11 protein-coding genes are annotated in these 14,493 nt (G+C 60.7%); 3 read left to right on the top strand and 8 right to left on the bottom strand.

Annotated elements, in window-relative coordinates; translation table 11 throughout:
• The gene (locus NR126_RS20045) at positions 1-897 is read right to left on the bottom strand and encodes a polysaccharide deacetylase family protein (protein WP_256830934.1); all 897 of its coding nucleotides are present in this window, start codon (positions 895-897) and stop codon (positions 1-3) included.
• Between the two features lie 148 nt (positions 898-1,045).
• The gene (locus tag NR126_RS20040) at positions 1,046-2,305 is read right to left on the bottom strand and encodes an OprD family porin (RefSeq protein WP_256830933.1); all 1,260 of its coding nucleotides are present in this window, start codon (positions 2,303-2,305) and stop codon (positions 1,046-1,048) included.
• Positions 2,306-2,645: 340 nt separating this feature from the next.
• Between NR126_RS20040 and NR126_RS20035 the strand changes: the two genes are divergently transcribed.
• Together NR126_RS20035 and NR126_RS20030 are read left to right on the top strand one after the other, a co-directional pair.
• Entirely contained in the window at positions 2,646-4,022 is a 1,377-nt protein-coding gene (locus tag NR126_RS20035) for a cystathionine beta-synthase (protein WP_027621173.1), read from the top strand.
• Positions 4,019-5,197: a PLP-dependent aspartate aminotransferase family protein gene (locus NR126_RS20030; RefSeq protein ID WP_256830932.1), complete on the top strand. Its 1,179-nt coding sequence runs from the start codon at positions 4,019-4,021 to the stop codon at positions 5,195-5,197. The genes NR126_RS20035 and NR126_RS20030 overlap by 4 nt, the downstream gene beginning before the upstream one ends.
• Positions 5,198-5,275: 78 nt before the next feature.
• Here NR126_RS20030 and adeC read toward each other — a convergent pair whose 3' ends face one another.
• The 3 genes from adeC to emhA are packed head-to-tail and all read right to left on the bottom strand — an operon-like array spanning position 5,276 to position 11,058.
• Positions 5,276-6,736 carry an AdeC/AdeK/OprM family multidrug efflux complex outer membrane factor gene (adeC, locus tag NR126_RS20025; RefSeq protein ID WP_256830931.1) on the bottom strand — a complete coding sequence of 487 codons (1,461 nt, stop codon included), beginning with the start codon at positions 6,734-6,736 and terminating at the stop codon, positions 5,276-5,278.
• A complete protein-coding gene (gene emhB / locus NR126_RS20020; protein ID WP_105755655.1) occupies positions 6,733-9,897 on the bottom strand; it encodes an efflux RND transporter permease subunit EmhB in 3,165 nt (1,054 codons plus the stop codon). Before emhB ends, adeC begins: the two co-directional genes overlap by 4 nt.
• 3 nt (positions 9,898-9,900) lie before the next feature.
• Positions 9,901-11,058: an efflux RND transporter periplasmic adaptor subunit EmhA gene (gene emhA, locus NR126_RS20015; RefSeq protein WP_027621177.1), complete on the bottom strand. Its 1,158-nt coding sequence runs from the start codon at positions 11,056-11,058 to the stop codon at positions 9,901-9,903.
• Positions 11,059-11,324: 266 nt separating this feature from the next.
• Here emhA and emhR point away from each other — a divergent pair, with 266 nt between their 5' ends.
• Positions 11,325-11,957 (top strand): efflux system transcriptional repressor EmhR, encoded by a 633-nt coding sequence (gene emhR / locus NR126_RS20010; protein ID WP_027621178.1) that lies wholly within the window; start codon positions 11,325-11,327, stop codon positions 11,955-11,957.
• A 214-nt stretch (positions 11,958-12,171) separates the two neighbouring features.
• Here the strand turns inward: emhR and NR126_RS20005 are convergent, their stop codons facing one another.
• The 3 genes from NR126_RS20005 to NR126_RS19995 all read right to left on the bottom strand — a co-directional run bounded on the left by NR126_RS20005 (position 12,172) and on the right by NR126_RS19995 (position 14,483).
• On the bottom strand, positions 12,172-12,609 hold the full coding sequence (locus NR126_RS20005) for a hypothetical protein (RefSeq protein WP_256830930.1): 438 nt from the start codon (positions 12,607-12,609) through the stop codon (positions 12,172-12,174).
• A gap of 91 nt (positions 12,610-12,700) precedes the next feature.
• On the bottom strand, positions 12,701-13,222 hold the full coding sequence (locus NR126_RS20000) for a hypothetical protein (protein WP_256830929.1): 522 nt from the start codon (positions 13,220-13,222) through the stop codon (positions 12,701-12,703).
• Positions 13,223-13,433: 211 nt separating this feature from the next.
• Positions 13,434-14,483: an alkene reductase gene (locus NR126_RS19995; RefSeq protein WP_256830928.1), complete on the bottom strand. Its 1,050-nt coding sequence runs from the start codon at positions 14,481-14,483 to the stop codon at positions 13,434-13,436.
• Positions 14,484-14,493: the final 10 nt, after the last annotated feature.

Raw genomic sequence — 14,493 nt, 5'->3', positions numbered from 1 at the left:
CTAGTCTTTGTGGCCCCAGATCCAGTTCCACAGCCCCGGTAAACGCACCGGATCGCCAGCCTCATGCAGCGTGCGCGCCATGGCCGCACACTGCAGCGCCGCCGAGTCCTGATAGAACGGCTGGGGTGCCAGCGGCACGTGGGTTTCGTGAGCGCTGTCGAGGAGGATCTGCAAGTATTCCTGCATATGCCGGGCGGTGTAGCGATTCAGATCGTGGAAGGTCACCACCACCGGAATCACCCCATCGACCGTGGGTAATTCGCCCTTGGCGATGCGCTCGCGGGTTTCCGATAACTGCCTGAGCAGATTGGCCCGCCGCCGCGGACTGGCGGTAATGCCCCAGACCTTGCCGTCATTGGCACTCAAATCCGTCAATAACACATGCAGGCCATGCCGTTGATAGGCGGCAAAGGTGCGCTTGTCGTAACTCCAGAATGGTGGTCGTACCAGGGTCGGTGCCGTGCCGGTGATCGCCTGGATATCGGCGGTGCCCCAGCTGAGGGACTGCTCCAGTTCCTGCGGGTCCAGCGAACGATGATTGGTGTGCCACGGGGTGGCGGTGTGGAACGCCAGGATATGCCCGGCCGCGTGCTCACGAACCATGGTCTTGCGCCCGCGCTCACTGCCGCCGGCCCTTGGGGCTCGGGTCTGGACAAAGAACACGGCTTTGATCCCGGGCTGGATCGGGTTGTTCGCCAGCGCCTCCATCACCGCACGACTCGGATTGGCCCAGCCGGAGGCGCTGGGGCCGTCGTCAAAAGTCAGCAGAAAACGAATCGGCGGCGAGGCTTGCAGGGCTTGTTCAGTCTGCGGGCTCAGGGCAATCGGTGGGCCGATGCAACCGCCCAGTCCGAGGGACAGGGCGAGCACAGCGATAACGGCAAGAATCGGCTTCATGGTAGTAGGGCGACCGGCGATCAATCAGCGGAAATGACACCTGTTGGCGTGCAGTGATGTTCCGCACGCCAAGGCCAGTGTTCCGGGGAGTGCCCATAGGAACGTCAAGCCGCTGAAGGGTTCAGCAGGTCACGGCGATTATATCGGCTCAGAGCAGGTTGAGCGGATAGCTGACGATCAAGCGGTTTTCGTCGAACTCGTTGCTGCTGTAGTCGCGGCGGATGCTTGAGTTGCGCCACTTCAGGTTGAGGTTTTTCAGGGCGCCGCTCTGCACGGTGTAGCCTAATTCGCTTTCGCGCCCCCATTCCTTACCATCGCTGACGGTGGCGGTGTGCACGTTGTCGCCGCTGATGTAGCGGTTCATCAGGGTCAGGCCGGGCACGCCGAGCGCGGCGAAATTGTAGTCATGGCGCAGTTGCCAGGATTTTTCCCGGGCGTTGTCATAGCTTGAGTTGTAGCTGTCGTTGGCCAGGGTTCCGCCGCTGGTGCCGTTGACGCGCATCCAGGCGTTGTCGCCGGTGAGTTTCTGCAGGCCGACGTAGAAGGTGTTACCGCCGTATTTGGCCGAGAACAAGCCTGACCAGGTCTTGTTGTCCAGCTCGCCGGCCCGGGCGCTGCCGTCATCCTTGCCGTAGAAAAAGCCGAGGTTGGCGCCGAGGGTCCAGTCGCCCAGTGGCTGGCTGTGGGTCAGATTGACGAATTGCTGGCTGTAGATGTCCTTGAGCTCGGCATTCCACAGCGCAACCTGGGTGCGTTTGTCGTTGAAGCTGTACTCGGCGCCCTGAAAGTTGAAGCGGTCGGAGGTGACCGTCGCCCTGCCGGTCATCGACAGGTCGCTCATGCTGCTGTCGTCACGCGGGCTGTTGGCGCGCATTTGTCCGCCGTAGAGGGTCAGGCCACTGATTTCCCGAGAGGTGATCTGCCCGCCACGGAACGTCTGCGGCAGCGAGCGGCCGTCGTCGGAACGCAGGATCGGCAGCACCGGCATCCATTCGCCGACCTTCAACTCGGTCTGTGACAGACGAGCCTTGAACGCGACGTTAGTGCGCCCGAAGTTGTCCGCCGGACGACCGTCATGGTCCAGCGGCAACAGTTGGGTGCCGCCGGTGCCCTTGCCGCCGTCCAGCTTCACCGAGTACAACCCCAACACGTCCATGCCAAAGCCGACAGTGCCTTGGGTGAAGCCGGATTTGGCATCGAGAATGAAACTCTGCGTCCATTCCTCAGCCTTGCCCTGGGGTTTATCCGGGTTGGTGAAATTGCGGTTGATGTAGAAGTTGCGCAGATTCAGGTTGGCGCTGGCGCCGTCGATAAACCCCGACTCCTCGGCGTGGGCGGGCAAGGCTGCGACGAACAGGGCGGCGGCGATCAGGCTGGGGGCGAAGTACTGCGCAGTGAAAGGTGTCATGGGCTGGGGACTCTCTAATTCTTGGAGATGAAACGGGCCAACGCCGCGACGCAAAGGTTGCGGACAAAGGGTATTCAAGAGGGCAAAACGATCTGTATCAGCCGGACGGGGCAGGGCGCGGGGACATGGCTTGGAACCTGTTGTTATTGGTGTTGTTTGGCGAATGGTGGGGCGAATGTACTAAATGGTTCAATCTGCGAAAGCGGGTTTTGGGCGATGATCGAACGGTAATCCCGCTGCTACCGGTGAGCCAGGCACGGTTGCAGGTCCCGCGTTCGCGGCTTATGGTCGATGCGAGGTTGCAGTCCTTCCTGTGCTGATCCACCCGTGAGGTACCGACATGCCGAACGACTCCCGTCCTGCCGTACTCGAACTAATCGGTAATACGCCACTGGTGCGCGTCAGCCGCTTCGATACCGGGCCCTGCACGCTGTTTCTCAAACTCGAATCGCAGAATCCCGGGGGTTCGATCAAGGACCGCATCGGCCTGGCCATGATCGACGCCGCCGAACGCGACGGGCGCTTGCGCCCTGGGGGGACCATTATTGAAGCGACGGCCGGGAACACCGGCCTGGGCCTGGCGCTGGTCGGGCGGGCGAAAGGCTACCGGGTGGTGCTGGTGGTGCCGGACAAGATGTCCACCGAGAAAGTCCTGCACCTGAAGGCGATGGGTGCCGAAGTGCACATCACCCGCTCCGACGTCGGCAAGGGCCATCCCGAGTACTACCAGGATGTCGCCGCGCGCCTGGCGCAGGAGATTCCCCGGGCGTTCTTCGCCGATCAGTTCAACAACCCCGCCAACCCGCTGGCCCACGAATGCAGCACCGCGCCGGAGATCTGGGCGCAGACCCAGCATGATCTGGACGCTATTGTCGTTGGCGTCGGCTCGGCCGGCACCCTGACTGGGCTGACCCGATTCTTTCGTCGGGTGCAGCCTGACCTGGCGATGGTGCTGGCCGATCCGGTCGGCTCGGTGATGGCCGAGTACAGCCGCAGCGGCACCCTTGGCACCCCTGGGGCCTGGGCGGTGGAAGGCATAGGCGAGGACTTCATTCCCTCGATCGCCGACCTCTCCAGCGTGCGCCAGGCCTACTCGATCAGCGACGAAGAAAGCTTCGATCACGCCCGCCAGTTGCTGCGCGCCGAAGGCATTCTCGGCGGTTCATCGACGGGGACATTGCTGGCGGCGGCATTGCGCTACTGCCGCGAGCAAACCGAGCCGAAGCGGGTGGTCAGCTTCGTCTGTGACACCGGCACGCGCTATTTGTCCAAGGTCTACAACGACCAGTGGATGACCGATCAGGGCCTGCTGCAACGCAAGAGCTACGGAGACTTGAGGGATCTGATCGCTCGGCGTTTCGAGGATGGCCGGGTGATCAGCGTCGGGCCGGACGACACCTTGCTGACCGCCTTCCAGCGCATGCGTTTGGCCGATGTCTCGCAGTTGCCGGTGTTGGTGGATGGCCAGCGCCTGGTCGGGGTGATCGACGAGTCCGATATTTTGCTCGGCGTGCATCAGGACGCCGCGCACCTGCGCCTGACCGTCGCCTCGGCCATGACCGACCAACTGCATACCCTGCCAGCCAGCACCTCGTTGGCCGAATTGCAGGCAGAACTCGACCGTGGCCTGGTGGCGATCATCGCCGATGGCCCGGTGTTCCATGGCCTGATTACCCGCGTCGATCTGCTCAATCATCTACGGAGATCCCTGACATGAGTGACCACGAGAACCCCCCGGTGCCACAGGACTTTGCCACCCGGGTGATCCACGCCGGGCAGGTTCCGGACCCGTCCACCGGAGCGCTGATGCCGCCGATCTACGCCAACTCGACCTATCTGCAACAAAGCCCCGGGGTGCATCAAGGCCTGGATTACGGGCGTTCCCACAACCCGACGCGTTTTGCTCTGGAGCGTTGTGTGGCCGACCTTGAAGGCGGCACCCGGGCCTTTGCCTTTGCCTCTGGGCTGGCGACCATTTCCACCGTGCTCGAGCTGCTCGACAGCGGCGCGCACATTGTCTCCGGCAACGACCTCTACGGCGGGACCTTCCGCCTGTTCGACAAGGTCCGCCAGCGCAGCGCCGGGCATCGCTTCAGCTTCGTCGACCTGACTGACCTGTCGGCATTTGACGCGGCATTGCAGAACGACACGCGGATGGTCATGGTGGAAACCCCAAGTAACCCGCTGTTGCGCCTGACTGACCTGAGCGCCATCGCCCGTATTTGCCGTCAGCGCGGCATCCTCTGTGTCGCCGACAACACCTTCGCCAGCCCCTGGGTGCAGCGGCCGCTGGAGCTGGGTTTTGACATCGTCCTGCATTCCACCACCAAGTACCTCAACGGCCACTCCGACGTGATTGGCGGGATCGCCGTGGTCGGACAAAACCCCGAGTTGGCGGAGCGCCTGGGGTTCCTGCAAAACGCCGTGGGCGCGATTGCCGGGCCGTTCGATGCGTTTCTGACCCTTCGCGGAGTCAAGACCCTGGCGCTACGCATGGAACGCCACTGCAGCAATGCGCTGGACCTGGCGCAGTGGCTGGAGCGTCAGCCGCAAGTGGCGCGAGTCTATTACCCAGGCTTGCCGTCCCATCCGCAGCATGCCTTGGCGCAACGGCAGATGCGCGGATTCGGCGGGATGATTTCCCTGGACCTGAACAGCGACCTGGCCGGTGCCCGGCGCTTCCTCGAAGCGGTGCAGATCTTTGCCCTGGCCGAGAGCCTGGGCGGGGTGGAAAGCCTGATCGAGCACCCGGCAATCATGACCCACGCCAGCATTCCGGTCGCCACCCGGGCGCAAATCGGCATTGGCGATGCACTGGTGCGCCTATCGGTGGGCGTGGAGGGTATCGAAGACCTGCGCGCCGATCTGGCCCAGGCGCTGGCGCAGATCTGACAGGCAGTTTCAGACCGGCATAAAAAAACCGGAATCCATGGCGGATTCCGGTTTTCATGAGGCTCAAGGGTCTGGCAATCAGAACATCTTGAGCTTCGGTGCGTCTTTGCTCACCGGCTCGTTCTGCGCGGTTTGCGCATTCCAGCCGCCACCCAGGGCCTTGTACAGGTTCACTTCGCTGACCAGTTGCGACAGGCGATCAGTGATCAGCGATTGTTGCGAGCTGAACAGCTGACGCTGGGCGTCGAGGAAGGTCAGGTTGCTGTCGACGCCAATGCGGTAGCGACGCTCGGCCAGACGGTAGTAGGTCTGGTTGGCGTCCACCAAGTCACGCTGGGCCTGCAACTGCTGGTTGAAGGTCTGGCGTGCCGCGAGGCCGTCGGAGACTTCCTGGAAGGCAGTCTGAATCGACTTCTCGTACTGCGCGACGGTGATGTCTTTCTGGATTTTCGAATAGTCCAGGCTGGCACTCAACGCACCGGCGTTGAAGATCGGCAGGTTGATCTGTGGCTGGAACAACCAGGTTCCGGAACCGCCCTTGAACAGGCCCGAAAGGTCCGGGCTCAAGGTGCCGGCATTGGCGGTCAGGCTGATGCTTGGGAAGAACGCAGCCCGGGCGGCGCCGATGTTGGCATTGGCGGCCTTGAGGTTATGTTCGGCGGCGAGGATGTCCGGGCGTCGTTGCAACAGGTCCGACGGCAGGCCGGCCGGCACTTCGCTGAGCAGGTCGTCGGCCAGCGGCCGGGCGGCGGTCAGATTGCTCGGCACACCGGTGCCGAGCAGCAGCGTCAGGCCGTTTTCGTCCTGGGCGACCTGGCGGGTGTACTTGGCCAGTTGCACCTTGGCGTTTTCCACCGAAGTGCGCGACTGGCTCAGGTCCAGCGCCGAGGCCACGCCGACTTCGTTGCTACGCGCGGTGAGGCGGTAGCTTTCTTCGAAGGTGGCGAGGGTGTCCTGGGTCACCTTCAGCAGTTCCTTGTCGGCCTGCCACGTCAGGTAAGCATTGGCGACGTTGGCCACCAGGCTGATCTGCGTGCTGCGGCGGGCTTCTTCGGAGGCGAAGTAGGTCTGCAACGCCTGTTCGTTGAGGCTGCGAACACGACCGAAGAGGTCGAGCTCGTAGGCGCTGACACCCAGGGTCGCCGAGTACGAGCTGCTGATGCTCGACTCGCCAGTCTGCGACGCGTCAGCCGGCAGGCGTTGGCGACTGCCGCTGCCGTTGGCTGACACTGCCGGGAACAGGTCGGCGCGGGAAATGCGGTATTGGGCCGCATAGGCGTCGATGTTCAGGGCGGCGACACGCAGGTCACGGTTATTTTCCAGTGCGACCTGGATCAACTGTTGCAGCGCCGGATCATGGAAAAACTGCTTCCAGCCTTGTTCCGCCGCGGCCTGGCTGGCCGCTTCGGCCGGCGTATAGGCCGGACCTTGCGGATACTGCCCGGCCACCGGGGTTTCGGGCTGCTGATACTCGGGGATCAGCGAGCAGCCACCGAGCACGAACGCGGCGATGGCTAGGGAGAGTAGCGACTTGCTCATTGGCCAGCCTCTTTAGGAGTTTCAGTTGCGCCATCCTGGTCAGCTTTTTTGCGCTGCCCCATAGACGACACGGTGACAAAGAACAGTGGGACCCAGAAGATCGCCAGTACGGTGGCGGTGATCATACCGCCGATCACCCCGGTACCGATGGCATGCTGGCTACCCGAACCTGCGCCGGTGGAAATGGCCAACGGAACCACACCCAGGACGAATGCCAGCGAGGTCATGATGATCGGGCGCAAACGCATCCGGCAGGCTTCGATGGCCGCATCCGTGAGACTGCGTCCCTGTTCATGCAGCTCCTTGGCAAATTCGACAATCAGAATGGCGTTTTTCGCCGCCAACCCGATGGTTGTCAACAAACCTACCTGGAAGTACACGTCGTTGGACAAGCCGCGCAAGCTGGTCGCCAGCAGGGCACCGATGATCCCCAGCGGCACCACCAACATCACCGCGATCGGAATCGACCAGCTTTCGTACAGCGCCGCCAGACACAGGAACACCATCAGCAGCGACAAGGCGTACAGCGCTGGCGCCTGGGAACCGGACAGACGTTCCTCGTAGGACAAACCGGTCCAGGAGATACCGACACCGGCCGGCAGCTTCTTCGCCAGCGCCTCGACTTCGGCCATGGCTTCACCGGTGGAGTAGCCCGGGGCCGGGGCACCAAGGATTTCCATCGCTTCCACGCCGTTGTAGCGCGCCAGTTTCGGCGAGCCGTAGATCCAGGTGCCCTTGGCGAAGGCCGAGAACGGCACCATGGTTCCCTGGCTGTTGCGCACGTACCACTTCTTCAGGTCTTCCGGGGTCATCCGCGAGCCAGGCTGACCCTGGATGTAGACCTTTTTCACCCGACCACGGTCGATGAAGTCGTTGACGTAGCTACTGCCCAGGGCAATCGACAGGGTGTTGTTGATTTCGGTCAGCGTGACGCCCAGGGCGCTGGCTTTCTCGTCATCGATTTCCAGTTGGTATTGCGGCTCGTCGTTCAGGCCGTTCGGACGCACCTGCGACAGCACCTTGCTCTGCGCGGCCATGCCGAGGAACTGGTTGCGCGCTTCCATCAGCTTGTCGTGACCGATACCGGCGCGGTCCTGCAGAAACACGTCGAAACCGGTGGCGTTACCCAATTCCAGTACGGCCGGCGGGGCGAACGCAAACACCATCGCATCGCGGAAGGTGAAGAAATGCTGTTGGGCACGGGCCGCGACCTTGAACACGCTGTTGTCGGCGTTACGCTCGTCCCATGGCTTGAGCATGATGAACGCCATACCCGAACTCTGGCCACGACCGGCAAAGTTGAAGCCGTTGACGGTAAACACCGAGGCCACCGCATCGCCTTCACCGCCATCCTTGTTCGGACGCAGCAGGAACTCGCGCATTTCGTCCACGACCACCTGGGTCCGTGCGGCGCTGGAACCGGCTGGCGTCTGCACCTGAGCGAACAGAACGCCCTGGTCTTCTTCCGGCAGGAACGCCGTTGGGATGCGGGTGAACAGCCAGATCATGCCGACCACGATGATCAGGTAGGCCAGCAGGTACGGCGCTTTATGCTTGAGGATGCTGCCGACGCCGCGCTCATAGCGGCGCACACCGTTGTCGAAGTTACGGTTGAACCAGCCGAAGAAGCCGCGCTTCGGTACGCCGTGCTCGCCATGGGGAATGGCCTTGAGCATGGTGGCGCAGAGCGCCGGGGTGAAGATCAGTGCGACCAATACCGACAGGGCCATGGCCGAGACGATGGTGATCGAGAACTGCTTGTAGATCACACCGGTGGAGCCGCTGAAGAACGCCATCGGCAACAGAACGGCGGACAGCACCAGGGCAATACCGACCAACGCGCCCTGGATCTGGCCCATGGACTTCTTGGTCGCTTCCTTGGGTGACAGGCCTTCTTCGCTCATCACCCGTTCGACGTTTTCCACCACGACGATGGCGTCGTCCACCAGCAAGCCGATGGCCAGGACCATACCGAACATGGTCAGGGTGTTGATGCTGAAACCGAACGCGGCAAGGATACCGAAGGTCCCCAGCAGTACCACGGGCACGGTCATCGTGGTGATGACGGTAGCGCGAAAGTTCTGCAGGAACAGGAACATCACCAGGAACACCAGCACGATCGCTTCGACCAGGGTTTCAACCACACCCTTGATCGACTCGGTCACCACTGGGGTGGTGTCGTACGGGAACACCACTTCCATGCCTTCAGGGAAGAATGGCTTGAGGCTTTCGATGGTTGTGCGCAGGGCCTTGGCGGTGTCGAGGGCGTTGGCACCGGTGGCCAGTTTCACGGCCAGGCCGGACGCCGGCGCACCGTTGAACTGGGCGTTGATGCTGTAGTTCTCGCCACCGAGGGCAACGTCGGCGACGTCTTTCAGGCGAACCTGGGAACCGTCCTTGTTGACCTTGAGCAGGATTTCATTGAACTGCTCTGCGGTCTGCAGGCGGGTCTTGCCGATGATGGTGGCGTTGAGCTGAGTGCCAGGCAGCGCTGGCAAGCCGCCGAGCTGGCCGGACGAGACCTGGACGTTCTGCGCCGCCACGGCGGTTTTCACGTCGACCGGGGTCAGGTTGTAGTTGTTCAGCTTGGCCGGGTCGAGCCAGATACGCATGGCGTACTGCGCACCGAAGACCTGGAAGTCACCGACACCGGCGGTCCGCGAGATCGGGTCCTGCATGTTGGACACGATGTAGTTGGACAGGTCGTCCTTGGTCATGCTGCCGTCACGCGACACCACGCCGATCACCAGCAGGAAGTTCTTCACTGCCTTGGTCACGCGGATACCTTGTTGCTGCACTTCCTGCGGCAACAGCGGGGTGGCCAGGTTCAGCTTGTTCTGGACCTGGACCTGCGCGGTGTCGGAGTTAGTGCCTTGCTCGAAGGTGGCGGTGATGGTCATGGTGCCGTCGGAGTTACTTTCCGAAGACACATAACGCAGGTTGTCGATACCGTTGAGCTGCTGCTCGATCACTTGCACCACGGTGTCCTGCACGGTTTGTGCAGAGGCGCCTGGGTAGGTCACGGAGATGGCGATCGCCGGTGGGGCGATGCTCGGGTATTGGTTGATCGGCAACTTGAGGATCGATAGAGCCCCGACCAGCATGATCACCAGGGCAATTACCCAGGCGAAAATCGGACGGTCGATAAAGAATTTCGACATGGTTTACTCCCCTTTGCCGCCCGCAGCTTTGTCTGTTGCCTGTGCAGGGGCCGGGTTTTTCACGGATACGTTGGTCGCTTCGCTGACTTTCACTTCAACGCCGGGTTTAACGTACTGCAGGCCTTCGGTAATCAGGCGGTCGCCGGCCTTGAGGCCGTCTTCGATCAGCCATTGGCTGCCGACGGTGCGGCTGGCCTTGAGTTGGCGCAGTTCGACCTTATTGTCCGGGCCCACCACCAGAGCGGTCGGGCTGCCCTTGAGGTCACGGGTCACGCCTTGTTGTGGGGCGAGGATCGCGGCGCTGTTCACACCCGCTTGCAGTTGGGCGTGAACGAACATGCCCGGCAGCAGGGTGTGGTCAGGGTTGGGGAACACGGCGCGCAGGGTCACCGAGCCGGTGGTCTGGTCAACCGAGACTTCGGAGAACTCCAGCTTGCCCTGTTGCTTGTACTGGCTGCCGTCTTCGAGGGTCAGCTTGACCATCGCCGCGTTGTCGCCGGCTTTTTGCAGGCGACCGCTTTCCAGTTCGCGGCGCAGCTCAAGCAGCTCGACCGAGGACTGGGTCACGTCGACATAGATCGGGTCCAGTTGCTGGATCACTGCCATGGCTTCGGTCTGGCCATTGTTCACCAGTGCACCTTCGGTGACGGTGGAACGACCGATGCGCCCAGTCAGTGGAGCCAGGACCTTGGTGTAACGCAGGTTGATCTGTGCGGTTTGCAGGGACGCTTCGGACTGCAGGCGGTTAGCCATGGCCGTGTCGTATTCCTGACGGCTGACCGCCTGTTCGTCGACCAGTTGCTTGTAGCGATCGGAGATCGATTTGGTCGATTGCAGGTTGGCCTGGGCACTGTTCAGCGTGGCTTGGTACACCGATGGATCGATCTGGTAGAGCTGCTGGCCTTCCTTGACGTCGCCGCCTTCCTTGAACAGGCGCTTGAGAATGATGCCGTTGACCTGTGGACGAACTTCGGCGATGCGATAGGCCGTGGTGCGGCCTGGCAGTTCGGAAGTCAGGGTAAAGGCTTGTGGTTGGAGGGTAACGACGCCGACCTGAGGGGCTTGTGCGACGGGAGCCGCCTCTTCCTTTTTACATCCGCTGAGCAGCGATGCCAGGGCGACGGCAGTGACCAGAGCGGTAACAGCTGGCTTGAATTGCATGAAGATCCTCGGGTCAGGCGCGCTCGATGCGCACTAGAAAAGTGGAAAGGTAAAAAATCAGTGCTGAGTGGATAAGTAGCTTGCTAAGGAATATACTTACGTTCATGGTTGTTTGTAAATACCTTGAAGGCGGCTCAATCCTTTCAGCCGCAGTGTTTCAAGGTGTGAATTGTAGGCTGGGGAGCAGGCCCGAAAGAGGTCTCCCCACATTTGTTCAGATGCTGTTCAGGCATCGCCGAAGGATCCCTGATTGAGGTTTTACTGCCATGGTTCGTCGCACCAAAGAGGAAGCTCAAGAAACCCGTAGCCAGATTCTCGAAGCCGCAGAGCAAGCCTTTTACGAACGGGGCGTGGCGCGCACGACGCTGGCCGATATCGCGACCCTCGCCGGGGTGACGCGTGGCGCGATCTATTGGCATTTCAGCAACAAGGCCGATCTGGTCCAGGCCATGCTGGACAGCCTGCGTGAGCCACTGGATGAGATGGCGCGCGCCAGCGAAAGTGAAGAGGAAGAAGATCCCCTGGGCTGCATGCGCAAGCTGCTGATTCATTTGTTTCATCAAGTTGCCCTGGACCCGAAGACCCGTCGCATCAATGAAATTCTGTTTCACAAGTGCGAATTCACTGATGAAATGTGTGATCTGCGCGAGCAACGGCGCACGGTTAGCACGGACTGCAACCTGCGGATCGGGCTGGCGCTGCGTAATGCGGTCAATCGTGGACAACTGCCGGAAAACCTCGACACCGCCCGCGCTGCGATAACCATTCACGCATACATTGATGGCATCCTCTATCAATGGTTACTCGCTCCCGAGAGCTTTGCGCTGCATCAGGAGGCCGAGCGTTGGGTCGACAGCGGCCTGGACATGCTTCGCCTGAGTCCCAGCCTGCGTAATTGAGTCAGGTTGTGTCAACAACGAAAGGGGCTTCAGTCCCTGATCGAGGCACCTTTTCGCGATGGGGTGCTTTTATATACGGACACCCGTCGCCTTGATACATGGCGAACTACGTATTTTGTAGGGAATTTGTGTCGAGGATGTGAATGGGCGTGCCTGTACCAGAGGCACGCCGCGGCGATGGCTGTCTGCCCGGGTTGCCCCTGGCGACAGGTTGCTACTTGTTGATGCTCAGTTCAACGGCGTAGCTGAAAGGCGGTCTTGTCAGCTTTTTGGTCGTGACCCCATGGCACCTGTATTTCCCGCTTCCTGACGATTCCACGGCGGTTTGCCAGACAGGTTTATAGTCAGGCGCCAGAACGCCGTAGCCTACCGGTGCCTCCATTCTGGTTTTCAATCGGCAACGCTGACCATGGACTTCAAACTCCAGATCGAGGGTCACCGGTTGGACTTTGTTGCGGCGCGGTTGCCAATTCGGGGAGTCGAGCGTGAAAGGTCGGCTGTATGGAATATCGATGATTTCGTAGGTGCCAGGTCCGACATTGAACGTGATCAAGGGGCCATTGAGTGCAACTTCAAGTCCAGTGATGCTTTTCAATTTCATCGTGCCAAAAGTGTTGTTAACGACTTTAACGCTGATCACTGTGTTGCTCATGCTGTGCGCGTTGAATGAGCACAGTAATAACAGGGCGCACGTACGGATGCTGAGTGTCTTCATTTTTATTTTGCTCTCGGTGAGTTACCGCTCATTCGAAGCTGAATTCGATGGCCATGCTGTAAGGGTATGACTGCTTCACTTGCAGGATTTCGGTAGAACAGTCAGCGGCCTCGCTGCCCGTTGATTTGCCATAGCCTGACCAATGGGGCACCCGCTCAATGTCACCCTCTTCGTCTTTCAGACTGACTTCGATCGTGGCGCTGAACTGGCATTGCTTGTTGCCTGAGACATAGGAGAACGTCTCGGTCAGTACCGTCGGTTTGGCGAGCCCGATAGAGCTGAAGTAGTTGGGAAAGTCTGCGGCAAACTCGGTCGTGCCTTTGACGGGCACATCGAAGTCAGTGAGCGGGTAGGGTGCATTGCTCATCTTTTTGGATGGCGTCGCAACACTCATTTTTTGTGGGGTAAGGTTTTTGATGTAGGAGTGGATCGTGGTGGTGTCCAGATCCTCTGACAATGAAATTGCCGGGGCACTGTCTGCAGCGCAATAACTGCTGATGGCCAGGCTGAGTGTCAATCCACTTGCGAATTGCTTGATAAAAGTTGGCATCGGCTTAAATCCATTTAAGTTGATGTTTGTTGGGCGGCAGATAATTCTTGATGGATCGGAAGGGTTAATCAACGCGTATGAGTAAAGGAGTTATTAGCTCCTGTTACGAGGGGGCGACGGGTTGTAAGCGGTTTGTTTATTTCTCCACGGTAAAAAGAAAAAAGGCCTCGACTCGGATGAGTGGAGGCCTTTTGTTTACGTGTTAAGTGATTTACAGGGTTGGATAGTCGATATAACCGACCGGGCCTTTGCCGTAGAACAGTTCCGGACGTGGTTCGTTAAGCGCCGCGTCGGCTTTCAGGCGTGCCGGCAGATCCGGGTTGGCGATGAAGGGCACGCCGAAGGCGACAGCGTCGGCCTTGCCGCTGGCCAGCCATGCGTTGGCGCTGTCCTTGGTGAAGCGCTCGTTGGCGATGTACGGGCCGCCAAAGGCTTCCTTGAGTTGCGGGCCCAGGCTGTCGGCGCCTTCTTTTTCGCGGGAGCAGATAAAGGCGATACCGCGTTTGCCCAGTTCACGAGCGACGTAGGTGAACGTCTCGGCGAGGTTGTCATCGCCCATGTCATGGGAGTCGGCGCGCGGTGCCAGGTGCACGCCAACGCGGCCAGCGCCCCAAACTTCGATGGCGGCATCGGTCACTTCCAGCAACAGGCGTGCACGGTTCTCCAGAGAGCCACCGTAGTTGTCGGTGCGCTGGTTGGTGCTGCTTTGCAGGAACTGGTCGAGCAGGTAACCGTTGGCGCCGTGGATTTCCACGCCGTCAAAGCCGGCCGCCTTGGCGTTTTCGGCGCCGGTGCGGTAGGCGTCGACGATGTCGGCGATTTCAGCGGTCTCCAGGGCACGTGGGGTCGGGTAGTCGGCCATTGGGCGAACCAGGCTGACATGACCTTTCGGCTGGATGGCGCTTGGCGCGACCGGGGCTTCACCGTTGAGGTACGAAGGGTGGGAGATCCGCCCTACGTGCCACAGTTGCAGAAAGATTTTGCCACCAGCGCCATGGATCGCCTTGGTGACGTTGGCCCAGCCACGTACCTGGTCGTTGGACCAGATGCCGGGGGTGTCCGGGTAGCCCACGCCCATTGGCGTCACCGAAGTCGCTTCGCTGAGGATCAGGCCGGCGGAGGCTCGCTGCACGTAGTACTCCGCCATCAACGCGTTGGGTACGCGGCCTTCGTCGGCGCGGCAGCGGGTCAGGGGAGCCATGATGATGCGGTTGGCCAACTCGACGTCGCCCAGTTTGATCGGATCGAAAATAGTCGTCATGAAATAGCGC

It is taken from the genome of Pseudomonas sp. Pse1 (assembly GCF_024519635.1).
In the GTDB taxonomy this organism is placed as follows: domain Bacteria; phylum Pseudomonadota; class Gammaproteobacteria; order Pseudomonadales; family Pseudomonadaceae; genus Aquipseudomonas.
This window is presented reverse-complemented; position numbering and strand designations above follow the sequence as displayed.